A 25,543-nucleotide genomic window follows, 5' to 3' on the forward strand; every position below is an offset into this window, starting at 1 on the left:
ATAGTTGCGCCTTCATGTTGGCGATCACCTTTTGTATAGGGCAAGAAGAAGCCAAAACCCAATCAAGATGATCGCTATTGAGCGGCGGTGGCGCACCAAGATTCTGTAGTCGCCATGCTCTATTGCAGCTGCGCACCCTCCTTCCAGCCATGCAACTGTTTGCTGAAGGTGCTTGAGCAGAGGAGGGGCGGCCCGTTTGATCTGAGCTGGATGGACGACTCGAATATCCTTGAGCATCTGGCGAGCGCCAGGAGTATTTGTCGGATTCGGAAAACCCTGAGTGATGTGCCGCTGCGCCGGCGCCGCTAGACGTTGCTTCGGTGTGGCGTACTCAGCCAGGTACCGAACGACGCTCACACCGGTGGCGGCCAAGTACCCGCTTCATGTCACCTCAAAGTGCTCAATCGCCGAGCGGTAATTCTTCCGTGTGCTCTCCCGGGTAGCGGCGCTCAGGTACCGATCTGCCTTTTCCGCCGTGCTTTGCCTTCAAAAACGGAGCGTTTTGCTTTTCCTGCCCCACGGGGAGGTTTTCTGGGGGCAGCAAAGAGTCAAGAAGCCATAAAGCACTATTATAGCCTTTCAATTCTTGGACTTTACATCCAAAAAATTGGTGATAGCGTGTCACGTAATTACATGACACGTAACACAGCACGAAATCGTAGGAGTTCACATGGCTCGTGGCGGCATTAACAAGGCGGTGGTGCAAAAAGCAAGGCAGTCTCTGCTCGCTAGGGGCACATACCCAAGCATCGATGCCGTGCGTGTGGAACTGGGGAATACCGGGTCGAAGACAACCATTGCCCGGTACCTGAAGGAGATCGAATCCTACGATCCACGCCCACTATCGTCCCGCGAACGCATGGGTGAAGAACTTTCGGCAATGGTGGAAAGCCTTCTGGATCGACTCATGGAGGAGGGTAACGAGTCGATCGAACAGTCCCGATCAGCCTTTGATATTGAGCGTGTAGAGCTCCAGGCGCAGATCGACAGCCTGCAAATTGAACTGACCGCAGCGCGTAGGCAGCTCGACACTCAGCAAGCAGCGATTGAGGCTCAAACTGCTGACTTAAAAACCACGCAGTCCTCACTCCAGGCAGAGCTGACACGCAATGCCGGACTTAATCAACGCTGTACTGACCTAGAAGCCTTGGTCAGTGACCGGGATAAACAGATCCACTCCCTAGAGGAAAAGCATGTTCACGCGCGCGGGGCATTGGAGCACTACCGGCAGTCCGTCAAAGAGCAGCGGGATCAAGATCAACGCCGGCATGAATCCCAACTCCACGAGGCTCAAGTGGAGAAGCGCAAGCTTCAGGAAACCTTGGTGCTGAAACAGGATGACCTAACTCGTTTAAATCGTGACAACGAGCGGTTGCTTGGAGAGTCCAGGCAGCAGGTGAAACTGCTACACGGCCATGAGGCGCACATACAGACACTGACTGGCGAGATCCAAGGTCTGAAACTGGCGGAAGCGAGATCCGCCGGAGTTGCTGAGCAGCTCCAGGAACAGATCGCCACGCTTCGACAGGACGCCACGGCACTGAATGAAGCAGCAGCCAAGAGCGCCGAGCGCGAGCTGGAGGCAAGACTGCTGCTTGTCGCTGCCCAATCGGAGAATGAGCAACTCCGGCGATTGCAGGCTACCGAGGCTGAGACAGATGGAAGCGATTCGAAGACCACATTTGCGCCTGCATCCGAGAAGCCAAAGACAGCACCCACAAAACCGTCGAGGAAGTGACCATGAACAAAGCCACGCTCAAACCCATAGGCCTTAATGAAGAATGCTCCGCGCTTCAGTGGGCTCATCAGCGACTCACTTTGATGCTGGCGAACAGCACATTACCGCCAGCTTTCATACAGCTCGACACCCGCCCTCGATTGGAAACCCGAGCTCAGTCAAGTATCGAAGCGGCTCACTCTAGTAAAGCAAACTAGCAGCAGTGTGCCGAACACAACCAACGCATGTTCGACGGGTTTGTAAACCCCACATATTGGGTTATTATCAATTCATGAACACTACATGCGGTGATTTGCATGGACATGCCAAGTATCGAACAAGAAGCATCCGAGCTGTTGCGCATGCTCTGGCGCGACCGATATCACCTGTGGGGCGATCAAGATATCACCCCGCTTCAGGCGCGTGATCCGAGAAAGGCGGCGTTAGCGTACGGCTTTGAATATCGGGAGCTTCCGAATCTCGGTGACCCCAAATTCATCCAAGGCGGCTCCGGCCCTAAGATTGCAGGTCTGATTGATCGCCAAGCGAACCGCATCGCCATCTCCCAAGAATTCTCACCCACGGTAAAACTGTTCACGGGTGCTCATGAGATCGGCCACCTTGCCCTACATAAAGGTGAGGTTATGCATAGGGATCGGGCGTTAGATGGCCGTCCAGTCGGGGGGCCGCGAAACCTTGAAGAGCGCGAGGCTGATTTCTTTGCAGCTTGTTTTTTGATGCCTGCGAAGCTTGTCGCCGACCACTTCAGGCGTCTATTCCTTTGTGGAGACCAGCTTCACTTTAACGACACGGTTGCATATCACCTCGATGCACATAACATCGAAGGTCTGCTGTATGCCTCGGCAGACTCCTTGGAACGAGAGCTGGCGCTGGCGCGGTGCCAACGCTTCAATAATCTCAACGTCGTATCGCTTGCTACGCAGTTTGGAGTATCCGATTCGGCAATGGCGTTAAGACTGAAGGAGCTTGGTTTAGTACGCTGGCCGTAACTTGGGGGCTTGAAGTAGGCGCTAGGTATCAATCGAAGTGCAATAGAGTGGTGGGGCGATAAAGGACTGTACGCTCTAGAACCGCCCGACGATGCGTCCTAAACTCCCCGTGAGATGCAGCTCAATCTTGGCGACCAACCTCGACCAGCAGTTCCAGCGCCCTCATACGCAATCGGATCGCTGTCTTCGAAACGTTAAAATATTCGCTCAGAGAATTGCACGCAGCATGAAACTGAATGACGTTGTCCCTCTGACTGTCCAGGTACAGATGGCCGTGACCACGGTTTCGGATGCCAAGATGCTGTAGTAACAACCCAAACGCAGCCTGAAAGTCCTCTTTAGGCATCAAGAGACATGAAGCAAACGTATTTGCTTGCCACTCCAACCGCTCGACTTCCCCTTTAGGGATGGTGATCAGCTGGCTCTGGTCAATGTCCTGCGCTCGGATGGCTTCTCGTGTCATGTAGCGCTTATGACCTAGAAAGTGATGCCCCAACTCATGGGCGAGTGTGAATCGGGCCAAATGGGATTGGCTATCTGCCCCGAAGATTTTGATCTCAAGCGGGTTGAACGTGATACTGCCGAGGGCTGAGCCCGAGTCCTCAATGAAGCTCACAGACAGTCCACTGACATCAGCTTCCCTGGACACTAGCTTAGTCAGATCGACCGCTCCCCGGATGTATGAAATGGATTTCAAAGCCTGCTGCGCCAAGCGATCTATTCTGTCCCGCGAAATGAACGCGACCCTGGGTGTTTCGATAAGCGTGGGCTGACGAATCAGACTCAGATCGCTCTCTTTAAAAGCACTCTCAAGGTCGAGGCCTTTCCAGATGCCTTCCCAACCATCCTTAAAGCCGGCAGGAGTTACGGCATAGGCGCTATAAACGGTAGGCCGAAAATCCGTTTGGGTTAGGGCGTATTCGATCTCTGCGCGCTTACGGGTCTTAGCGCTACGCGCCCCGGTTAGCAGGGCGCGAGGAAGCTCCCATCGAAACTCAGATTGATCGAAGTAACGCAAGACACCGAAACCTCGATTCCGAGCAATGTTGAACGTGCCTGACTGAAACGCACTGGCGGACGCAAAAACACCCTTGGCATTGAAGCCGGCCACTTGACTTATCTTTGAACCAAATTCTTCGATGTCCCCGACGGGCACTTTGCCGCTGTAGTTCTTACATTCGATGAGCACAAGCAACGATGGAGTTTCGAAACCAGGCAGGAATACTTCGACAGAAATGTCAAAAATGATGAAGTCTTCTCGGTCACGCGAATAGTAACCCTTCTTCCTGAAAATTTTGCAGCACTCAGGTCGGAACGCATAGAACCGACCTTCATTGATCTCACGAGACAGGAACTCAAAGAGCTGCTCCTCGAATCGGTCGCCCTTGGCATAGGTGCTGAGCGCTTCAATTTCCATATTTAGGGCAGGCTCCGGTTAAAAGGTCAGAAAGTCAGTCGTAAGTGAATAGATAGCGGTCGAGAAACGGGTTACCCCCGGCCATGCTGGCTCTCAGCTCGTTAATATGATCGTCTTTTTTTCTACTTTTATGTCAATGACCAGAAGGTTAGCGTCCAGCCAACCGCTGACGACTTTGTTTGTTTGGCCCGCCGACGCCATCTGCGTATCGGTAGATTTGGCTCCGCCCGATTCTCAAGGACAATCGTCAAACAGCGATTATTTCAAAACCACACCTAGAGGCAATATGGCATCCTTGGCTCTATATTGACTGCTGAAGTCGCATCCCCTGAATCATCGGAGTATTAAAATGCAACGGACGCCTAACGAGCTCCTCAGCCGACTATTCGAGTACGCAGAGGAAAGCCTCAAGGAGCTTGATCCGTCGCGCTATCAACTCTCGAGTTCTGTTAATGACGTGTATCCGCCTACGAGCCTTCTAGGTCTTCCTGGGCTGCATTTTGATCTCCAGTTCCCAGGCGACAATGTCTGGCTGCAAATCGAACGGCTCGAAGAGTTACGTGCCCCAGCACCAGTTGATGGAAGCTATAGCTCCGTCATCAAAGCCAGCGACAATCCCACCAAGCCACCAACGCTCTCTGAGCAGGTGCTCCTCCAGTTAATCCGCGAGCAGCAAGACAAAGATCCGGGTGGAGATATCGCCGCAGTGGAGTCCGAGGTACGCGCGCAAGCTTCGGCTGCTCTTACGGCGTATCTTGTCCTGTGGCACGAATGGGCTGAGCTTGAGAAACCACGTCGCAAGACCATTAGCCTCTATGGCGACATGTTTGCATTGATGCAGCAGATGGAGACGGGAAAATCTGCTCGCGAGCTGGTATGGGGCTTGGGCGTTAGCGCTTGGACGTTAACGATCAACGATGCGCAGCAGGGATTCAATTATCCATTGTTGACCCAAGCCCTCGACATCTCTTTGAACGAGGAGAGCATGGCGGTCGAAGTTCGCCCGCGTGCCACAGAGCCGATGATCGAGTTCGATGCGCTGATCAACGCCAATATCCCTGGCGCCAGCGAGTGCGAAAGAGCTATTCGCGATCATCTAGGCAGACATGTCGACTCCCCTTTGAACCCATTCTTGCCATCGACCTTTGCTGACGTGCTCAAGCTCTCGGCCAGAAGCCTCGACAGCAAAGGCAAATATTTGGAGGTGATGGGAGATGGAGCCCAGGGCTTCCCGGAACCAGGTGACACGCTCCAGATAAGCGATGCGTGGGTGGTGTTTGCTCGCCCCAAACCCAGCAACTGGCTGATCAACGACCTTCGCAAGATCCGGGAGAAGCTTAAGGAATGTCTCGAGCTTCCTGCCGGCCCACTTGCGTTGGTGACCCCGGCCTCGAATATTGCAATCGATTACCAGCACGTTAACTTCCGCGGGCTTTCCAGCCGAAGCATGGATGGATCTAGAGCTGAACCCAAGGAACTGTATTTCCCCCTTCCATACAATGACGAGCAGGTAACTATCGTTCAGCGTCTGGAGCACGCACCAGGGGTTGCCGTTCAGGGCCCTCCTGGTACCGGCAAAACCCATACGATCGCCAACATCATTTGCCACTATCTGGCGACTGGTAAACGTGTCCTAGTTACCTCTCGTGGCGAGCAGGCCCTGAAGGTACTCCAGTCGAAGATACCGACTGAGGTTCGGCCTCTGACAGTTGCGCTGCTGACCAGTGACCGTGAGGGTATCCGGCAATTCCAAGGCTCGATTGAGGCTATCCAACACCAAGTTTCGCAAATCAATCCATTACTTGCTCGGAGTGAGATTGATCGCCTGCACCAGTCCATTGATCTTGCTCATACCGAGCTGGTGAGGCTTGATCGACGCGTCAATGAGATTGCCCTGAGTCAGCTTTCCGAAATCAAAGTAGGCGATGCCAAGTATCGTGCGGAAGAGCTTGCTGAGCTTCTGATGAAGGGCGGCGACCAGTACGCCTGGTTTGACGACGAACTTTCGTTGTCACCCGAACACTCGCTGCCTTTTGACGATGAGTTCGGTAGGGGCTTAAGACAGGCCCGTCGCGACCTCGGGCGTGACCTTGTCTACATCAATTCCAGTCTGCCTGAAGTTGAGCAATTACCGGCAGCTGCGGAGATCGGTAAGCTCCACGGCTCAATCTGCCAGCTAAAGTCGCTCGAATATGCTCTAGGTCAGGGGGATCTCATACCCCTGAAATCCGACAGTGAAGCCGTTGTCGCTGCCGCCAAAAATCTAGATTTGGAGCTGGGTCATTGCGAAGAAAAGCTTGTGGCGCTGCACGACGACGGGGACTGCGAAATTCTTTGGTCGCAGGAGCTGCGACTCAAGGCGGCAGGTGGACGGTACGACAGTGAAATCTCAGTCCTAGTAGGCATGCTTCCAGCCGCCCAGGCATTGATGCAACGGCGCAAGGTCATGCTGGAAAACTTTGTTGAATTCCCAGAGGAAGCCTTGGATTGCGAGAAAACATCTGAGGCCGTGGATAGAGCTACCGAAACAGGAAAGCCTTTTGGTCTGATGAGCTTTGGAGCATCCCAAGCCAAGACACACGTCAGCAATGTCCGGATCAATGGCTCAGCGCCAAAGTCTGCCGAGCAGTGGAAGATCGTCCAGGACTACTTGAAGCTTTACGCGGACGTGAGATCCTTCACTGCGCGTTGGAACCCTCTGGCCGAGACACTGGGGATTCCGCGACTTCAAGCGGGAACGGCACATCTGCGGCAACTGGAGATCACCGTTAGTACAGTTCAGGCTGCGCTCGAGCTCACCTCACTGTACGCCGAAAAAGTACAGCAACTCTGCGAGGCGGTCTTCGCAGATGCGCCCGATAACATGCATAGGCTGACAATCGTCGAGATTCGTCGCCTGCGGGATCACCTCACTCAAAACCTTGCTCGATTAGATCTCAGCATGGCGGGCGCCTCACTCGCAATTTTGCAGGCCAAAGTCGCGGGCGATAGCCCAATCTCCTGCCGGCTTCGTACATTCGTTCTGGAGTGCCTAGGCAGCCCGGATCAAGATACGCATCGGGTCGTGTCCCAGTATGTCGACCTGCTGACAGAACTACAGCGGATCAGAGAACTCGGTGGCCTCCTGAATTATGTCAGGGAGGGCGCGCATCGGGTGATGGCAGCTGGAGCGGAAAATCTTTCCGGTCGGTTGCTGACCGTTCCTGTTGAAAACGGAGCTGAAGACCTGGCTTTCCCAAGTAGTTGGAAGGAGGCGTGGCAGCATGCGCAAATACGCTCTCACCTGCAGAGCATCGAAGCGCGTCATGAGCTCGTCGAGCTAAATGGCAAGCGAGTAAAACTCGAAGCTGGCTTGGCACGTATGTATCGGGAAGTGGTGAGCCGAGCGGCTTGGCTGTCCACTAAAGCCAATGCCAGCCCGATGGTACTGCAAGCACTGGCCGGCTACTCGACAGCGATACGCAAGATAGGGCAGGGGACAGGGCCGAACGCGGAGCGTTATCGCCGCGATGCTCAGCAGTGCATGCAGGATGCTGCCGGTGCCGTGCCATGCTGGATCATGAGTCACGCCAAGATTTCTGAGTCCATGCCGGCGGAAATAGGCGCCTTCGACCTGGTGATTGTGGATGAGGCGAGCCAGTCAGACTTATGGGCTTTGCCGGCTATCGTCAGGGCCAAAAAGGTACTGGTAGTAGGGGATGACAAGCAAGTTTCTCCCGATGGTGGCTTCAAATCCGGCAAGAGGATCGGCGAGCTTCGTAACCGGTTCCTGAACGACCAGCCCTATGGCGCCGACATGACGCCGGATAAATCTCTTTACGATTTGGCATCGCGAGTCTTCGCTGGCCATATGGTTATGTTGCGTGAGCACTTCCGCTGCGTTCCTCCCATCATTTCCTATTCCAACCAGTTCTACGGCGGTGCGATCCAGCCCCTTCGAATCCCTCGACCATCCGAGCGCCTCGATCCACCTCTAGTGGACATTTATGTCAAAGACGGAGTGAGGAACAAGAAGGGCTGCAACAGGCTTGAGGCAGAAGCCATCGTTGAAGAAATCCAGGCACTTATCAAGGATGACAAGTATGCGGGTCGCACGATTGGTGTGGTAACGCTGTTAGGGGGCATGGAACAAGCCAAATTCATCGATTCGCTAGTACGTGAACGATGCCCGGCCGTTGAGCTCCACGCTCGTGAATTTGCGTGTGGTGACGCCAGCACCTTCCAGGGAAGCGAGCGCGACATCATCTTCATTTCCATGGTCGCAGATCCAGAGAACTGCCATCCGCTTTCAGGCATTGCTGCTGAACAGCGGTTCAACGTAGCCGCAAGCCGTGCACGCGATAGGATGTACCTGCTTCGATCGGTGACCCTGGATCACCTTTCCCTGAAAGATGTTCGTCGTACACTCCTGGAGTACTTCAGCAAACCACTCACAGAGCAGGAGGTCGATCAGGATGGCCTCATCAAGCTTTGCGAGTCTGGATTTGAGCAGCAGGTATTCAGCAGACTGGTTGAGCGGGGCTACCGCGTCATCCCGCAGGTGAAGAGTGGGGCATTCAGGCTCGACATGGTCGTCGAGGGAGCCAACGATAATCGTCTGGCAATCGAGTGCGATGGAGATGCCTTCCATGGCCCCGATCGCTGGGAGGCAGACATGAATCGCCAACGTATCCTCGAACGTGCAGGCTGGACGTTTTGGCGGTGCTTCGCTTCGTCATGGAGCATGCATAAGGAGGAAATCTTCGGAGAACTTCTGCAGCGCCTGGCTGAGCTCGGGATCGAACCAACCAATGCCCTGGAGAAGATTCCAGCCGTAGTAGAGCTACGGGAATGGTCAACCGCTGGTAGCACATCCCTGGATGAAGAGGAGGAAGACGTCGGCGGCCAGGCAGCCCTACCGAGTACCGATGAGGAGCAGCAAGCCTTAGCGATCTGAAGAGTTAACTGACCGCGCGCAGGATGCTTTTACGCGTGGTTAGTTCCAAGCCAGCTGGTTCGACGTACTAGCTGGCGATGGAGATAGAGCTTCGTGGTCGAGGAGAGCAGGGCGGCTAATCCCGGCGCTATCATCGGCATCGGCAGGTATCAACCATGCTGTCGAACCTACCACCTGCATACATAACCAATCCGAGTACGACGGGCACTCTACCCGTGACAGCTTTCAGTGCTTTCCAAGGTAGATTTATGGCTATTGAATTAAGTGAAGAGGAAATGCGAAAGGCACTCTTCGGAGCCAGTGTGGATCCGGTGACGCCTAAGGCAACAACACCAGTAGCTGATACAACATCGCCCCCACCAACACCGAGTCCAGCCACCAGCCCGAAGAAAATTACTGGTTACCATACGTCTAAGCTACGTGTGACCTTGCATGTATCGAAGGTGTATGACGGTGAAGTCGAAGTCTTTGTTCACGACTCGAGCAGCCTGAGCAAGCTGGTAGCCGAGCAGGAGGCGAAGGCAGCAGCGAAGAAGCAAAAATACAAATACTTGGAATTGGTGTCTGTTGAGCCAATTTCGAAGTAGCCTGAAATCATGATAGGTGAGAGTTTCAGCCCATCCAAGTGTGCAGATTAGCATGCGATGGTTGCGATAAAGACCGTCGCACTGAAGACAACACCTAAAGTGGATCGCCTCGATGCTGTTGAAGCTACCTATGTCTACGGGTAGATGCTGCGAAAAAGTGATGGACGATACCCGCAGTGTCCGTATGGACAGATTTTTATGTTGATCGCACACGCAGCTGCAGCTTGTTGTGGCACTGCACATCTAACCATTCTTGCTGTGTGGGCTACAGCGGTATCGCGGCTAGTCCTAGCCTGCAGCCGAGTACCCTAGGATCTAGATATGTCATTCGCAAACGCGCATCAGGCAGCGATGAAGCTGCAAAGCAAGAAGGGGCGCTGCCTACATTTCAGTGATGGCATACAATGCAATGAGATCATCTCAGCCCACTCCATACAGAAACGAGGGCAACTGGGACTGATTGCTGAAGATGGTCATGTGTATCGACTCAATGCCGACCTGTCGACCCTGAAGGAAACGGGAGGCAAACCACTACCAAAAAAAATTGGGGTGAATCGCGCGTCTACGTTCCCAGGGATGTGCAAGCAGCATGACAACAAACTTTTCTCACCCATTGATGATCGGCCCCTTTCCGTCGATCCCCAACAGGTGGCGTTGTACGCTTACCGCAGTATCTGCCGAGAATATTTTGTCAAAGAGAACGCATCGAAGACCCTCACTGAGATGCTCGAGCACCCAGGACTGACACCTGAACAGCGCCATTTTCTGATCGGCGCGGCCTATGGACAGTCCCTTGGTTTTGAGCGACTCAAGCGCCACAAACTCATATACGATGATTGCCTAGCTGCCAGCGATTGTACCGAGCTGAAATTCATCATCTTTGGCTCGACGTCTCGATGGTCGATACAAGCCTCGGGGCTGATATTTCCTGATTTTGATTTTCAAGGGCACCAACTACAGAACTTGGGGCCCGAAACCAGTGATCTGGATCTTCTGGTCTTCTTTACAGCTCCGACAGAATACGGTTGGGCGTTTGTTCTGGCATGGCATGAATCAAGCAATCTGAGCTGCCAGCGACTCGTTCACTCCTTAGCGAAATCAGTACGCAGTGGAGCAAAAATTGAGGACATGCTGCTCAGATTCTCACTCGCGTGTTGCGAGAACCACGCGATCCGGATCTCCTGGTGGAACTCGCTACCTGCAGTAGCGAAAAATCAGGCCTTAGATTTCATGGCGTTCATGGCGGATCCTACATTGGGGATACGCGCTGACTACCTAATGGCGGGTTGCGAGGGGCTGGCGGATTGGTCGTTTGACAACGTTCGAGATGTAAGTTGAACCGTACAAATGGTCAGAAAATACATTAGTCATGGGTCGACGTCCCGCTTCTAACTCGATCAGAGCTCGCAGAGTAAGGGGCGACCCTCACGGATAGCCGAGCATTAAAGAAAGGCTGCCAAGGAGAAACATCAAGATGATGCCTACGACGGTGATCAAAAAGCTCAGCCCTTTATGCCCTCCGTAAAGCGCTCGCAACCCTTCATTACTATTCCGAGTTGTCAGGTGCAGCAGTCCACCCAAAGCACAAAGAACGGTTAAGTGTAACAACGGCTCGATCAAGTTACTGGCGTCCGGCGCATAGGTAGGTTTTCCTGCACTGACCCACCATTTGATCGCTTGAAACAGCCCATATATGTATATGGCAAGCCACAGCCCCCATCCCGACGTATTGACGACAAAGAAAAGGCAGTGCGGCATGCTGATAGTGGGAAACCATCTCCTCAGCAACTGGATCGCAGCGCAGTGGAATCCCCAACGGAGAACGCTGATGCTATATAGCAGGATTGCAGTCGAAGCGGTCACCAATACCCAGGCCATATTCTTGAGGCGACCGACGATTTTCAATGCCTCGGCAACCGACACTCCAGGCCCCACAGAATTTCCATAAGCCCACTCCAGGCTGAAGCCGGCTATCGCCGCCCACACCCCAGCAACAACTACTGGCAATCCCCAGAGCCCCTTCAGCCGCAAATGGATCGGCCTTCTGGTAGGGGTGAAATCCAACGGTTTTACAACGATAGGAGCTATCAGGAGTAGGGCGTACTTACTAACCTGATGGTCGCGAATTTTAGACCAGGCGAACCTTAAAACGGACAACGACATTATTACCTCGGGCGGAACCAGTGGCGGAGTTACATCCCTAAAATCCCTGTGCAGGGGTAGGGCTAGGCGGCGTATTACTGGGTGCTAAAAGCTCAGGCATTCCCCCATTTGCCGCGGCTAAGCATTCTTTGAGCTTATCTATACTCAAGACTTCGGCGCCACGATGTACGACTGCATGGCAGTTCGGGCACAGCGGTATCAAATCGGTTATTGGATCGAGCTTGTATTCCGCGCCGATCGTGCTCAGGGGGACGATGTGATGAACATGGATAAGCCCTTTGGCGATCTCGCCGTAGACCGAGCCGAAGTCGAATTTACAAGCTGCACACACGGCCTTGTGATGCCGAATACATGCCTCCCGGGCCTGAGCATTGCGCTCATATGCGTTGACCTTCACCTCTCGTAATGCACCCTCCAGGTAGAGCTCAGGATGACTGACTTCTTCGGGGATTACAGGGATAGGTATTTCGTCACACGCGTACCATCTACCTTCTTGCTGAAGCACCCATTTGCGAGTGATAAATCGTTCAAAACCTTTGATCTTTGCAGGGCCTATGCCGTCCTCGTCCTGGAGTTCGTCCGAGTGCGTAATCTTGAATGTGTAAAGCTCGTATCCCTGCTCGGCGACTAACCTGAGATGCTCAACGCTCTGCGCGTAGCCATTGTTGCGCCGCCCCTTCTTTATCTCCCACCCCTCGCAAAGGATGAGTGTGCGGTCGCCGTCCACATGAATGTCCCAAGCGCCGAATATGACTTTGCGCTCTAGGTGATTCACAAACGACCAACTCCAAGTCCAGTTTTTACACGTGGCTCCCAAGGATTCGATAAATGCTTTACGGTTTGGGTAGTAAGGGACGGTCATGCGAAATCCTGTGCATTCGGTTGTCTGGCGGAGGTGCGAAGGAAGGGGGGACAGCAGAAAATGACGGAGTCGACAACGTACCGCTTCGCTTATAGCATCAGGCAACCCTGCCATTAAAGCGCCATATAGTACCAACTGGCCGAGGAACGTCGAACGTGATCACCAAAATCCGCATCCGTGGGTACCGTATCTACAAAGACTTCTTGCTGAAGCCTAACCCGGGCGTGAATATCCTGAATCCCCATTGGTTTAACACCGATGTGGTGACTGAGTTTCTGACCCTCAGAAGAGCTGGAATGAAGCCTGCACTCCCACAAATTCTCATCGAACTCTATCTGCAAAACACAGATGAACTGCAGGGGTTGCTGGGCGCAATAAATGCCGACGTTCCAACGAACGCTTGTCCTGGTGTCTTTCTCTCCATATCCCCAACGAGGAGTACAAGGACGAACTGGATGAATGGCTGAAAGACCCATCTGCGCTACTTCCGATCGAGTATTACACCTACGAATGGCGCTCCTTCGCCGATAGCGAACTCACACGGCGACCGCGGGCGCTCTCCGTGGCAACCATCGATTCTCGCACGGTCAAATCCGCCGCCGGCGTTGATTATCATCTCCGCCAGATACTAAGCGACCACTTGGAAACGTCCGAGAAGGCACAGATATCCCTAGACTATCGCGGTATCAAAGCGTCAATGACTGATGGTGCGCTGGCGCCGGTGAACAAGCGACTTTCCGGACTAGGCGCAGCGCTGCAATCTGAGCCTATGGCGTTGGCAATGGATCAGACATCTCGTACATCTTGGGAAAGCGTGGTTACTCCACATGTCGACGGGCTCCCATTCGCGATGGCAGGCCAGGGTCAACAGGCTGCGATTAAGATCTCTCTGGCGATGAAGCGTCATTCCGCGAAGGCGAATATCGTTATGATCGAGGAGCCCGAAAACCATCTATCTCACACGAGCCTGACGACTCTACTCAATCGAATCGAAGATCTGTCGACGGAAGATCAGCAGCTCTTTATTTCCACTCACAGCACATACGTGTTGAATAAGCTCGGCCTCGACGCATTGTTGCTTCTACACCGTAACAGCGCGTCCAAAATCACAGAGCTTCATCCAGACACAGTGAGCTATTTCCAAAGGCTGCCTGGCTACGACACCCTTCGCCTGGTGTTAGCGAAAAAGGTCGTTTTGGTCGAAGGCCCATCCGATGAAATCATCTTCGAGCGCATCTATAAGGATTGCTTCGGCGCACGTCCGATGGCCCACGGCATAGATGTCATCAGCATGCGTGGACTGGCATTGACGCGATGCCTTGAGCTTTGCGCCGCAATCAACAAGCCTGTAGCGGTGATGCGCTCTGCTTTCGCCGAGAGCTCTATGCTTGGAACGGCACAGCACATCGGAGCGCCTGGGCGTGAGAGGGGAGGCCTTCAAGGTCAATACCGACGGTTTTCGGCCGACTTGATTCAAGACCGGCAAGCTCGGAGAACAACGTCTAGGGAATACAGTTAGGGCGAGTATTAGAAAAGTTAGCGACCGCCTGATCGCTGTTAATTCCCCGAATTTGGTTGCCAAGCCTGAGCATTGTCAATATCCATAAAGTCCGTAATTTTGCCCTCCAGCCCACTACATAAAGCGATGAGCGATCCGAGATATCTTTGTGGGCCGAGGAGGAATCAGCAGCCTTACACTAGGATGTTGACGATCTACGCATGGAGGAAAATGTAAGGAATCGGAATTTATTTGCAGCCCCTCTAATTTGGACATCCTCAGATGCAAGAGCCATTCTGACCAATTCTGCCCTGCATTTTCGCGCAAACTTACTATCAGGCGATGTCGCGAACAGCCTATGCGGAGGTATCGGCATTTCAGAATCCAGTCCCAGATGTCTCAGATAACGTTCAAACATAAGAGTGAATTCATTACCTAAGACCCTGAATTCACCTCTGGAGAGTAATTCTCCCCATTCGCCCTCAGAATTCTTTGAAAATTGGTTGAGCAATCCAGGATTGCTCGAAGTGCCCACTAACCGCCGTCGCGTGCGCCTTGAACTCCTAGCGAGTGCAAAATATACGAGCGTGCTTATTTTGTAAGACTCACCGAAAGGTAGGTCTTGAAGATTGTTCAGATACCAGTCCATTTCATAATCTGTCAATTTCGGCGAATTCTTCGAATGTAGGGAGTTACCTTTTAGGATTGGTACGGGTCGGTTTGAGGAAATCTCATGATAATAAAAGTCATAGAATTTATTCAGAACGGCCTGCGCGAGACCAAGTTGGCGTGATGCGTCACGAGGTAACGAAAGGAACGGCCGCCAGTCAGGGTTGATCATCCAGTTCTGGTAACGATCCAATGGATCCGCGAGGAATTTTGAACACGCTTTAGGAGCGCACCAGTCAGGCCGCGGATTGCAAAAAAAGGACGCGTACTGAAGGAGCGCCTCGGAATCTAAATCCAACAATGAAAAGCCTTGAGAGAAGCTCCAGTTTAGAAGGCGCTCGAGGTGAGTGGTTTCAAAATAGTAAGCCTCAGAAGCTTGCTCAGGACTCCAGCTATGCGCCAACCAAGCCAGATATCGTTGGCAGTACCAGACGCTGATAAATGGAAGGCTGGAAGCTGTGACAGCTTCCAGGTTAGCGAACACATCGGCATTTTGTGGAAATTGACTGAGGCCTGATGGACGCCATTCAGCGTAAGGGCAGAAAATTGGGAAAGGGACAAACGGTGACGCCATGTGGACACCAGCATCGTAATATCGAATTTGTTAGCGGTGAGTGTAGACGTTGAATGGTAAGCGGGACACGACACTGATAAGTGGAAGGGAAGTCTAGGCTAGCTGAGAGGAATGTAGGGTAAGGCCATGAATTTTAGAGCAACAGAGGTTTTTGGAAGAATAGTCACAGGATCGTGAAAATGGACAGTGCAGGAGGCGCGTAGCGTAATACGTGGTTTAACATAATATACATTACACGTAACAAGATGTTTCAGGGTTAGCCCGGTTGCACGCCAGATTTCAATCCAGAGTTTTACCCTGAGTCCTCTTTTCAAAACCTCGGCCTTGCCTGCAATTGGCGACCTTCAATCAGCATCCCGCGTCAGTTTTTCAATCAGCATCCGGTGCTGTGGAAACTGCGCAATCAGTTTGCGTCGATCACCCATCTCCATATCCGCAAAATCAAATCCCGGCGACACGGCCTCGCTGATCAAGCCAAATCCATGTTCTCCCTCGAGCAGTCGCGAAGCTTTCCAGATTCCGCCAGGCACATGCATTTGCAGATGCTGTCCCGCCAGAATGTCGTTGCCCATTACCAGCGTTTCCAGCGAGCCGTCAGCATGGATCATGCTGTACTCGATGGGATCGCCCAGATGGAAAAAATGCACAATGTCGGAATGATTGAAATGAAACTGGCCCACTGGTGATTGCTCGGTCAACAGGTAGTGAATCGATGTCATCAGGTACCGTGGGCCACCGACGGTATCGAGCATCTCTCTATGATCGGCCTGATAGGTTCTGCGAAAATAACCGCCTTCCACGTGAGATTGCAGATCCAGCGCCTGAATCAAGGCCTGTGCGTTTACTGTGCGTTGAGACATGCTCTGCTCCGGTGGATGGCGGCGTATTTTACGATAGCTCTACTAAACGGCTATTTAGTGTAGTTAACAGTAGATCGTTGAATTTCGAAGATTTTACCCTCCATTTAAGCACCCTTTTTTACTCAAGAAAGCAATTCAGAAATCCACCGTTGCCGATAGCAGATAAGTCCTCGGCGTCGAAAGCGTCAAACCGGGTTCACTGTCATCTGATGCGCCCGCCGAACTCCAGTAGCGTTTATCCAATACGTTCTCGACATTGGCGCGTACGGTGATGGTCTTGTCGTCCAGTTTAAAGGCGTAGCGCGTCCCCACGTCGAATCGCTCCCATGAGTCGATTTCCTTCTGGTTGGACTGATCCAGATACTGCGAACTTGAATAGATTCCGCGCCCTGTCAGCGTCAGCCCTTGCACACTTGGGACATCCCACTCTGCGCCGAAATTGACGTTGTACTTGGGGGTCGCGGGTGCGCGGTTACCGTCAAAGGTTCCATGGGTGGTCTGGGTCAGTTCGCTGTCGATGTACATCACGCCGCCGAGCAATCGAAACCCTTTGAACGGCTCGCCGAACACACTCAACTCCACCCCGTCGTTCTGTCGTTTGCCGTTCGGGCCGAAGACTCGTGTCGAGGCGTTGGTTTCATAAGCAGGCTGTTTGATCCTGAACACAGACGCTGTAAGCGCATACAAACCCGCGTCATATTTGGCCCCGACTTCGACTTGTCGGCTGATAAAAGGCGGGAAGATTTCATCCTCGTTGATCGACGTCGATGGCGCAATTTTCCCTTGGCTGAGGCCCTCCATGTAGTTGGCGTAGAGCGAGAGCTTGTCCGTCGCCTTGAACAGAATGCCGCCGGATGGCGAGAGTTTTTCTTCGTCATAGGCTGTGTCACCCTTCACATCATCGCTCCAGTCGTCGACTTGAACCCTCTGCCAGCGAGCGCCAAGGGTCAGCAACAGGCGATCATCGAAGAACCCCAGCGTATCGGACAGTGCTACGCCGCTGAAGCGGTTTTCCGTGTAGACCTTGGCGTCGTAGCGTGTTGGCGTGCGCGGCTTTGCGGTTTCCACCGGGTCATACAGATTGCTGCGCCCCGCCGCATACCGCGCGCCACCATTTTCGAAATCCATGTAGAAGTAGCTGGCCGCCAGATTGACCTCGTGGCTGACTGAACCGGTATGGAACCAGTTGCGCACACCCGCCGTGGCAGTCCGGACATTTTCGTCACGGGTGAAGTCCCGCGGTTGAACGCTGAAGTCGCCGGCGTCGTTGGTCACCGACACCGCATGCCGAAGGAAATCGTGGTTACTGTTACGGGCGCCGACGCCGCCATACAACATGACCGAATCGCTGACGTCGAACTCGCCATTGAGCGTGCCAAACGTATCTTTGGTTCGCGCCTGGCTCCAGGGTTGCGCGTAGTTGTCGCGCACATCATCAGCATCCGGAACTTTCGCGTTTGCACCGACCTGCACACGTTCTTGCGGTGCATCGGTATCGCGCTCGGTGTGACCGATATCGGTGGAAAGCCGCAGGCGCTCACCGCGAAAATCCAGGCCCAGCACTGCCATGTCGCGATCGACGCTCTGGTGATCCCATTCAGTGTCACCCGATTGTTTGACGCCGTTGAAACGCAGGCCGAACTGGTTGTCCTCACCAAAGCGACGGCCGATGTCGACGGCGCCGCCGAGCTGATTGTTCGAGGCGTAACTGGCCGTCAGCGATGTATTCGGCTGATCGCCGGCGCGCTTGGGCACCACGTTGATCCCCCCTCCTACACTGCCCCGCGGCGAAATCCCGTTGATCAGTTGGCTCGGGCCCTTGAGGATGTCGACGCGGTCGGCCATTTCCATGTCGATCGTATAAGTGGGCAGAACCCCGTAGAGCCCGTTGTAGGAAACATCACTGTTGAACAGGCTGAAACCGCGGATGGTGAATTGCTCATAACGGCCGCCTGCCGGGTTGGTCGCACGCACCGAGGGATCGCTGGCGATCAGATCGCCCAGAGTGCGAGCCTGCTGGTTTTTCACCGTTTCGCTGGTGTAGGTGGTCATGCTGAACGGGGTCTCCATGAAATCCCTGGAACCCAGCAGTCCTTGCGAACCACGGCGCGCCACCTGGCCACCGGCAAAAACCTCGGTATCCGTGCCACCCGTCGATCCAAGAATCGAAGTGGTTGCCAGTTCCAGACTGCCGCCGTCCGGCGCAGGAATGACTGTGTAAGCGCGGTCGCCCGCCGGTTGCAGCTGTAGACCGGACCCCAGCAACAACCGGGTAAAGCCCTCCTCCACGCCAAACTCACCCGACAAACCATTGCTGTTGCGCCCGCTGACCAAGGCCGGATCTACCGACAGATTGACCCCGGCCAGTCCGGCAAAACGGGTCAGCGCAGCACCCAGGCTGCCGGCAGGCACCTGATAAGCGCGGCGGTCGGCGCTTTCCGCCCAACTGCTGGGGATCAACAGGGGGCTGGCACTCAGGCTCAACAAAAGGCTCAACTGCAACAACGGACGCAAACGACCTGGAAATACTGCAGGCATAGGAAAAAGCTCTCGATTTGGTTCACTTGCCTGGAATGACCAGCGAGGCGAAAAAAAGGGACAGGTCTCAGACTGTTTTTTTGGACTGGGACAATTTTCGCGGAACGAGAGAGACCCAAAAGCGCGTGCGTTTCTGCACGTCGATCGGCAGGCTGGCCGCCAATAGCGAGAGCACTTGATCGGTGTTATCCAGGCGAAAACTGCCGGTGATGCGCAACGCCTCCAGCTCCGGATCCCAGCGCAGCACGCCAGGGCGGTAACGGCTTAATTCGCGCAGAAAATCCCCCAGCGGCTGGTTCTGCGCCATCAGTACACCGTCGCGCCAGCTCGGCATCGAGTTGTCAAACGCTCGGACAGCACCCGCACCAGAAGCCTGCAGCCTGATCTGCTGGCCCTGATTGAGTATCAGCGCTAGCCCGCTTGACGGTTGCAACTGCACCGAGCCACGGACCACCGACACATTGCAGTCACGCTCATTGAGACGCACGCAAATCTCACTGTGACTGACGATGATTCGCCCGTACGGCACATTGATGATCAGGGCTGAGTTGCCTGGTACATCAAGGGCCATCTCTCCCCGCACCAGCGTGAGCTGACCGGCAGCAAGATCCATATTGACGGCACTGTCGGTATTGAGCTGCAACGAACTGCCATCGGCGAGCGGCAATTTTTTGCGTTCACCGGTGCCCGTCTGCAAATCCGCGCGCCAGACATCCAGCGGCAGTTGCCGACTGATCAGCCAGGCCGCCGGCACCAGTGCCGCGATGCCGAGCGCGCGTTTCAGCGCGGCCCGACGCGCAGCGTCCGGACGATCCAGCGTAGCCATGGCCAGCGCAGAAGGCAGAGCGGAAAACCGTTCGCGCAAGCGCTGGATTTTCTGCCACGCGTGTTCATGCCGGCTATCGCTGTTGCGCCAGACCTGCAATTGCGCATGATCGTCAGCGCCCGCTTCGCCGGACTCAATCAACGCCAGCCAGTGCGCGGCGGCGCGGGCGACTTCGCGGCCTTCATCGCTGGGGGCTACGCGCATCAAAGCTCCACCAGCAGACAATGCTCGTAGGCCTGCGCCATGTAACGTTTGACGGTGCGCTCGGACACTTGCAGGCGCTCGGCGATTTCGCGGTAACCGAGGCCTTCAAGCTGACTCCATAAAAACGCCCGACGCACTGCTCGCGGCAAACCATCGAGCAATTCGTCCAGCGCTTGCAGGGTTTCCAGCAGCAGCCAACGCTGTTCGGGCGATGGCACGCACTCCTCCGGGAGTTGCGCGAGGACTTCGAAGTAGGCTTTTTCCAGACTGCGGCGGCTGTAGAAGTTGCTCAGTAGACGCTTACCCACGGTCAGCAGATAGGCACGAGGCTCACGCATGTCGGCAATCGGTTGGGCGCTGCACAGCACGCGCATGAAGGTGTCCTGGCTCAGATCCGCCGCATCCCACGCATTGCCCATGCGTCGACGCAGCCAGGTTTCCAGCCAGCCTCGGTGATCGCGGTACAGCGCGTGCAGGCTCTGCTCAGATGGCGTGGCGGCTTCAATCATCTCAAGAGACCCTGCGCGAAGTTAGATTCAAATGAGACTGATTCTATTTAACTTCGCTTGGGACACAAAGATATTTTTGCCCGTTACTGCAATCTCTAGCGTTTCAGCGTCTCGCTCGGCAGCTCTTTGAACAGCGCCCGATAACTGCTGGAAAACCGCCCCAGATGCCAGAACGACCAGCGCATCGCCACCTCGGCCACGGTGGTTTCCGTGGGCCGGCGCTTGAGCAATTCGCGGTGTGCACTGTTCAGCCGGCGCAGGCGCAGCCAGTGACTCGGGGTCATCCCGGTATAGGCTTTGAACGCCTGCTGTAATTGCCGCAACGGCACCCCTGCGACCTTCGACAGTTCGAGCAGATTGACGGTGTCTTCCGGCGAATCTGCCGCCCACTCCCCTACTCGCTTCATGATCATCCGTTCTTCGCTACGCCGCTGTAATCCGCCGCGATCAAGACGGGTGTGTGCGTTGTCGAGGATGAACAGGCAGTCTTCGAGTAACTGCTGAGTCAGTGAGTCTTTATCAAATGGATCAACAGCTTGCGACAACTTCGTGAGAGTTGAGCTTAACCAGCGACTGAACAAGGCGTTCTGCCCGCAGTTAAGCGGCGCCATGAACAATCCATCGAGTCTCGCCACATCCAGACCGTGCTGACGGACGAATTCCGGGCCGAACACCACGGCAATTTCCTGGTAGTTCTCCGGGGTGATCCAGATGTTGCGGCTGTCTTCGTTGAGCAGATACAGCGCGTTGTCGCTGCGATCGAAACAGAAGGCCAAGGCCCCCGATGGCGCGCTGAACGTCTGCTCGACGCGGGTGTTCATCTGTTCTTCGTAGACCTGCACTCCCTCCAGGTCCAGATAGCGGATCTGCCCGGCGAAATGCCCGGGAGACATCTGCTGGTAATGCTGGACCCAACCCGGCGTGGCGCGGATCTGTTCGCTGACATCAGCGGTATTGAAAGCCTGAACCTGTAGCGGAATACACGTTGTCATGGGAGACCTTGCGCACTCTTTTGGTGCGCTTTGGTGCTGCTTAAAGTGGATAGATGGAACGGCAAGGCACGCCCAAGATAGTCGTCAACGCGCCACAGGGGAAGGGGCGGAAGATGAAACCCGCCCTCCCCGGCGTCTATAAAACCAATAACGAGGTCTTTATGAATGCCCCTTTCGATCAGCTGTTCACGTGGCTGAAAGATCACAAGATTACCGAAGTTGAATGTGTGGTCAGCGACCTGACCGGCATCGCCCGCGGCAAGATCGCACCGACCAACAAGTTCCTGCATGAGCGAGGCATGCGCCTGCCGGAAAGTGTGCTGCTGCAAACGGTAACCGGGGATTTTGTCGACGACGACATCTACTACGACCTGCTCGACCCGGCCGACATCGACATGGTCTGCAAACCGGTGAGCGACGCCGTGTATGTGATTCCATGGGCGATCGAGCCGACCGCCATCGTCATCCACGACACCTTCGACAAGTTCGGCAACCCGATCGAACTGTCGCCGCGCAACGTGCTGAAAAAAGTCCTGCAGCTGTACACCGACAAGGGCTGGAAGCCGATCGTTGCGCCGGAAATGGAGTTCTACCTGACCCAGCGCTGCGAAGACCCGGATCTGCCACTCAAGGCGCCGCTGGGCCGTTCGGGCCGTGCCGAAAGCGGTCGGCAATCGTTCTCGATCGATGCCGCCAACGAATTCGATCCGCTGTTCGAAGACGTCTACGACTGGTGCGAGCTGCAAGGTCTGGATCTGGACACGCTGATCCATGAAGACGGCCCGGCGCAGATGGAAATCAACTTCCGGCACGGCGACGCACTGGATCTGGCCGACCAGATCACCGTGTTCAAACGCACCCTGCGCGAAGCGGCGCTCAAGCACAACGTCACTGCCACGTTCATGGCCAAGCCGATTGGCGACGAACCCGGCAGCGCCATGCACCTGCACCAGAGCGTGGTGGAAATCGCCACCGGCAAGCCGATCTTCGCCGATGCCGACGGCACGATGAGCGAGCTGTTCCGCCATCACATCGGCGGCCTGCAGAAGTACATCCCGAAAGTGCTGCCGATGTTCGCGCCCAACGTCAACTCGTTCCGCCGCTTCCTGCCGGACACTTCGGCGCCGGTCAACGTCGAGTGGGGCGAAGAAAACCGCACCGTCGGCCTGCGTGTGCCGACCTCCGGGCCGGAAGCCATGCGCGTGGAAAACCGCCTGCCGGGCGCCGATGCCAACCCGTATCTGGCGATCGCCGCGAGCCTGCTGTGTGGCTACATCGGCATGGTCGAAGGCATCGAACCGAGTGCCGCCGTCGAAGGCCGTGCCTACGAACGCCGCAACCTGCGCCTGCCGATCACCATCGAAGACGCGCTGACGCAAATGGAAGAGTGCGACACCGTTGCGCGTTACCTGGGCAACAAGTTCGTGCGCGGTTACGTCGCGGTCAAACGCGCCGAGCATGAAAACTTCAAGCGCGTGATCAGCTCCTGGGAGCGCGAGTTCCTGCTGCTGAGCGTCTGATCCATCCCACAAAGCCCCTTCACCTCTATGGGATGGGCTTTTGTGGGAGGGGGCTTGCTCCCGAAAGCGGTCTGTCAGTCACAGAAAATGTTGAATGTGCCGGCCTCTTCGGGAGCAAGCCCCCTCCCACAGGAATTAGCGAACCACCTGAAAAATCCAAAAAATTCGAAGAGGTGTCGATATGCGTCTATTGAAATCCATGGTTCCCGCCGTACTGGCGCTGTTGTGCAGCACCGCAGCCCTGGCCCAGCCACAGGTCAGCGTCTACAACTGGACCGACTACATCGGTGAAACCACCCTCGCCGACTTCCAGGCCAAGACCGGGATCAAGGTGATCTATGACGTTTTCGACTCCAATGAAACCCTGGAAGGCAAGCTGCTCGCCGGCCGTACCGGCTATGACGTGGTGGTGCCATCCAACCACTTCCTCGCGCGTCAGGTGAAGGCCGGGGCGTTCCTCAAACTCGATCGCGAGCAGCTACCGAACTGGAAAAATCTCGACCCGAAATTGCTCGAATTGCTCGAAAAGAACGACCCGGGCAACCAGCACTCGGTACCGTACCTGTGGGGCACCAACGGCATCGGCTACAACGTCGACAAGGTCAAGGCAGTGCTCGGCATCGATCACATCGATTCCTGGGCCGTGCTGTTCGAGCCGGAAAACCTGAAGAAACTCACCCAGTGTGGCGTGTCGATGATGGACTCGGCGGACGAAGTGTTCCCGGCGATCCTTAACTACATGGGCATGGACCCTCGCAGCGAAAACCCGGAAGACTATAAAAAGGCCGAAGCGAAACTGCTGAGCATTCGCCCGTACATCACCTATTTCCATTCCTCGAAATACGTTTCCGACCTGGCCAATGGCGACATCTGCGTAGCCTTCGGCTACTCCGGCGACGTGTTCCAGGCGGCCAACCGCGCCAAGGAAGCCAAGAACGGGGTGAACATCGCTTACGCGATTCCGAAGGAAGGCGCCAACCTGTGGTTCGATTTGCTGGCGATTCCGGCCGACGCCAGCAACACCAAGGAAGCCCACGCCTTCATCAATTACCTGCTCGATCCGCAAGTGATTGCCAAGGTCAGCGCTTCGGTCGGTTACGCCAACCCGAACCCGGCCGCCAAGCAGTACATGGATCAGGCGCTGGTGAACAATCCCGAGGTCTACCCGTCCCAGGCGGTGCTGGACAAGCTCTACATCTCCTCTACCCCGCCCCAGCCGATCATGCGTCTGATGACCCGGTCCTGGAGCAAAGTGAAGTCGAACAAATGAATCAGTACAGCAAAGAACACGCCCGCTCCTATTATGCGGCTTCGGCCCGGGCCAGCACGCCTTGGCCGACACTCGACGGTGATCTCAGCGCCGATGTCTGCGTGATCGGCGGCGGCTTCACCGGGGTCAACACTGCCATCGAACTGGCCCAGCGCGGGCTGTCGGTGGTGTTGCTCGAAGCCCGGCGCATCGGCTGGGGCGCCAGCGGGCGCAACGGCGGTCAGTTGATTCGCGGCATTGGTCACGAGGTCGAAGGCTTTGCCCGTTACGTCGGCAACGAAGGCGTACGTTATCTGCAACGCGCCGGCATCGACTCGGTGGAACTGGTGCGCCAGCGCATCACCGAGAACGCCATCGAGTGCGACCTGCGTTGGGGCTTCTGCGAGCTGGCCAACACTCCGGCGCAATTCGCAGCGTTCAAGGACGAACAGGTCAGCCTCGACGAACTCGGTTATCAACACCAGACCCGTTTGGTCGGCCCGGAGCTGATCCGTCAGCAAGTGGTCAACGCCGACATCTACGCGGGTGGTCTGATCGACATGGGCTCCGGTCATCTGCACCCGCTAGATCTGGTGCAAGGCGAAGCGCGTCTGGCGGCGTCCCTCGGTGTGCGAATCTTCGAGCAAAGCCCGGTACTGCAGATCATTCATGGCGAAACCGTTGAAGTGCGCTGCGCCAGCGGCAGCGTCCGCGCCGGCAGTCTGGTGCTCGGTTGCAATGCGCATCTGGATGAACTCGAACAGCAACTCAGCGGCAAGGTCCTGCCCGCCGGCAGTTACATCATCGCCACCGAGCCGCTGTCCGAGGAGCGCGCCGCGCAATTGATCCCGCACAACCTCGCGTTGTGCGACCAGAAAGTCGGCCTCGATTACTACCGGCTTTCAGCGGATCGACGCCTGCTATTTGGCGGCGCCTGCCATTATTCCGGGCGCGATCCGGCGGACATCGCCGCCTACATGCGCCCGAAGATGCTCAAGGTCTTCCCGCAACTGGCGGACGTGCACATCGACTATCAATGGGGTGGCAAGATCGGCATCACCGCCAACCGTTTCCCGCAGGTCGGCCGGCTCAAGCAGCAGCCGAACGTGTTCTACGCTCAGGGTTACTCCGGGCACGGCCTCAACGTCACGCACTGGTGCGCCAAGCTGCTGGGCGAAGCGATTCACGCCGGCCACAGTCAGGGCATGGACGTATTCAGCGCGGTACCGCACATGACCTTCCCCGGCGGCCCGGCCTTGCGTTCGCCGCTGCTGGCACTGGGCATGTTCTGGTATCGCCTGCGTGAAATCCTCGGCTGAGGCATCCACCACGTAACCATCTCCTCGCTTATTTGCTCTATCGCCAAGCACTTCTATATTGATGAGGTGCTTTTGCGTTCCTGACGCTCAGCA

At 55.4% G+C, this 25,543-nt stretch carries 18 protein-coding genes; 10 read left to right on the plus strand and 8 right to left on the minus strand.

The window, feature by feature from the left end; all coding sequences use genetic code 11:
• Window positions 1–670: 670 nt before the first annotated feature.
• Together LVD08_RS04790 and LVD08_RS04795 are read left to right on the plus strand one after the other, a co-directional pair.
• Complete coding sequence (locus tag LVD08_RS04790) at window positions 671–1,738, plus strand: DNA-binding protein (protein ID WP_247267580.1); 1,068 nt, start codon at window positions 671–673, stop codon at window positions 1,736–1,738.
• Window positions 1,739–2,034: 296 nt separating this feature from the next.
• Window positions 2,035–2,727 carry an ImmA/IrrE family metallo-endopeptidase gene (locus LVD08_RS04795; RefSeq protein WP_247267581.1) on the plus strand — a complete coding sequence of 231 codons (693 nt, stop codon included), beginning with the start codon at window positions 2,035–2,037 and terminating at the stop codon, window positions 2,725–2,727.
• Window positions 2,728–2,848: 121 nt separating this feature from the next.
• On the opposite strand, the gene LVD08_RS04800 is transcribed toward LVD08_RS04795, so the two are convergent.
• On the minus strand, window positions 2,849–4,144 hold the full coding sequence (locus tag LVD08_RS04800; protein ID WP_247267582.1) for an ImmA/IrrE family metallo-endopeptidase: 1,296 nt from the start codon (window positions 4,142–4,144) through the stop codon (window positions 2,849–2,851).
• A gap of 349 nt (window positions 4,145–4,493) precedes the next feature.
• Between LVD08_RS04800 and LVD08_RS04805 the strand changes: the two genes are divergently transcribed.
• From LVD08_RS04805 to LVD08_RS04815, 3 genes are all read left to right on the plus strand, one after another.
• A complete protein-coding gene (locus tag LVD08_RS04805) occupies window positions 4,494–9,080 on the plus strand; it encodes an AAA domain-containing protein (RefSeq protein ID WP_247267583.1) in 4,587 nt (1,528 codons plus the stop codon).
• A 248-nt stretch (window positions 9,081–9,328) separates the two neighbouring features.
• Window positions 9,329–9,667: a hypothetical protein gene (locus LVD08_RS04810; RefSeq protein ID WP_247267584.1), complete on the plus strand. Its 339-nt coding sequence runs from the start codon at window positions 9,329–9,331 to the stop codon at window positions 9,665–9,667.
• Window positions 9,668–9,988: 321 nt separating this feature from the next.
• A complete protein-coding gene (locus LVD08_RS04815; RefSeq protein ID WP_247267585.1) occupies window positions 9,989–11,005 on the plus strand; it encodes a hypothetical protein in 1,017 nt (338 codons plus the stop codon).
• A gap of 87 nt (window positions 11,006–11,092) precedes the next feature.
• Here LVD08_RS04815 and LVD08_RS04820 read toward each other — a convergent pair whose 3' ends face one another.
• Both LVD08_RS04820 and LVD08_RS04825 read right to left on the minus strand, forming a co-directional pair.
• Window positions 11,093–11,830 carry a hypothetical protein gene (locus LVD08_RS04820; protein WP_247267586.1) on the minus strand — a complete coding sequence of 246 codons (738 nt, stop codon included), beginning with the start codon at window positions 11,828–11,830 and terminating at the stop codon, window positions 11,093–11,095.
• A gap of 37 nt (window positions 11,831–11,867) precedes the next feature.
• Window positions 11,868–12,692, minus strand: a complete 825-nt coding sequence (locus LVD08_RS04825; RefSeq protein ID WP_247267587.1) for an HNH endonuclease — start codon at window positions 12,690–12,692, stop codon at window positions 11,868–11,870.
• Window positions 12,693–12,847: 155 nt separating this feature from the next.
• On the opposite strand from LVD08_RS04825, the gene LVD08_RS04830 reads away from it, so the two are divergent.
• Together LVD08_RS04830 and LVD08_RS04835 are read left to right on the plus strand one after the other, a co-directional pair.
• Window positions 12,848–13,159: a hypothetical protein gene (locus tag LVD08_RS04830; protein ID WP_247267588.1), complete on the plus strand. Its 312-nt coding sequence runs from the start codon at window positions 12,848–12,850 to the stop codon at window positions 13,157–13,159.
• A 95-nt stretch (window positions 13,160–13,254) separates the two neighbouring features.
• Complete coding sequence (locus tag LVD08_RS04835) at window positions 13,255–14,211, plus strand: ATP-dependent nuclease (RefSeq protein ID WP_342453827.1); 957 nt, start codon at window positions 13,255–13,257, stop codon at window positions 14,209–14,211.
• A 1,566-nt stretch (window positions 14,212–15,777) separates the two neighbouring features.
• On the opposite strand, the gene LVD08_RS04840 is transcribed toward LVD08_RS04835, so the two are convergent.
• From LVD08_RS04840 to LVD08_RS04860, 5 genes are all read right to left on the minus strand, one after another.
• Window positions 15,778–16,293 (minus strand): cupin domain-containing protein, encoded by a 516-nt coding sequence (locus LVD08_RS04840; protein WP_247267590.1) that lies wholly within the window; start codon window positions 16,291–16,293, stop codon window positions 15,778–15,780.
• Window positions 16,294–16,428: 135 nt separating this feature from the next.
• Window positions 16,429–18,831: a TonB-dependent receptor gene (locus tag LVD08_RS04845; protein WP_247267591.1), complete on the minus strand. Its 2,403-nt coding sequence runs from the start codon at window positions 18,829–18,831 to the stop codon at window positions 16,429–16,431.
• A gap of 67 nt (window positions 18,832–18,898) precedes the next feature.
• On the minus strand, window positions 18,899–19,861 hold the full coding sequence (locus LVD08_RS04850) for a FecR domain-containing protein (RefSeq protein WP_247267592.1): 963 nt from the start codon (window positions 19,859–19,861) through the stop codon (window positions 18,899–18,901).
• Window positions 19,861–20,370, minus strand: coding sequence for a sigma-70 family RNA polymerase sigma factor (locus LVD08_RS04855; protein WP_247267593.1), 510 nt, complete (start codon window positions 20,368–20,370; stop codon window positions 19,861–19,863). The genes LVD08_RS04850 and LVD08_RS04855 overlap by 1 nt, the downstream gene beginning before the upstream one ends.
• Before the next feature lie 95 nt (window positions 20,371–20,465).
• On the minus strand, window positions 20,466–21,362 hold the full coding sequence (locus tag LVD08_RS04860; protein ID WP_247267594.1) for a helix-turn-helix domain-containing protein: 897 nt from the start codon (window positions 21,360–21,362) through the stop codon (window positions 20,466–20,468).
• 161 nt (window positions 21,363–21,523) lie between these two features.
• Here LVD08_RS04860 and LVD08_RS04865 point away from each other — a divergent pair, with 161 nt between their 5' ends.
• The 3 genes from LVD08_RS04865 (at window position 21,524) to LVD08_RS04875 (ending at window position 25,450) form a co-directional block, all read left to right on the plus strand.
• The gene (locus LVD08_RS04865; RefSeq protein ID WP_247267595.1) at window positions 21,524–22,882 is read left to right on the plus strand and encodes a glutamine synthetase family protein; all 1,359 of its coding nucleotides are present in this window, start codon (window positions 21,524–21,526) and stop codon (window positions 22,880–22,882) included.
• 181 nt (window positions 22,883–23,063) lie between these two features.
• Window positions 23,064–24,152: a polyamine ABC transporter substrate-binding protein gene (locus LVD08_RS04870; protein WP_247267596.1), complete on the plus strand. Its 1,089-nt coding sequence runs from the start codon at window positions 23,064–23,066 to the stop codon at window positions 24,150–24,152.
• On the plus strand, window positions 24,149–25,450 hold the full coding sequence (locus LVD08_RS04875) for an NAD(P)/FAD-dependent oxidoreductase (RefSeq protein WP_247267597.1): 1,302 nt from the start codon (window positions 24,149–24,151) through the stop codon (window positions 25,448–25,450). Before LVD08_RS04870 ends, LVD08_RS04875 begins: the two co-directional genes overlap by 4 nt.
• Window positions 25,451–25,543 lie beyond the last annotated feature (93 nt).

Origin of the sequence: Pseudomonas sp. YL2 (assembly GCF_023063025.1) — a bacterium.
Taxonomy (GTDB): Bacteria; Pseudomonadota; Gammaproteobacteria; order Pseudomonadales; family Pseudomonadaceae; genus Aquipseudomonas; species Aquipseudomonas putida_A.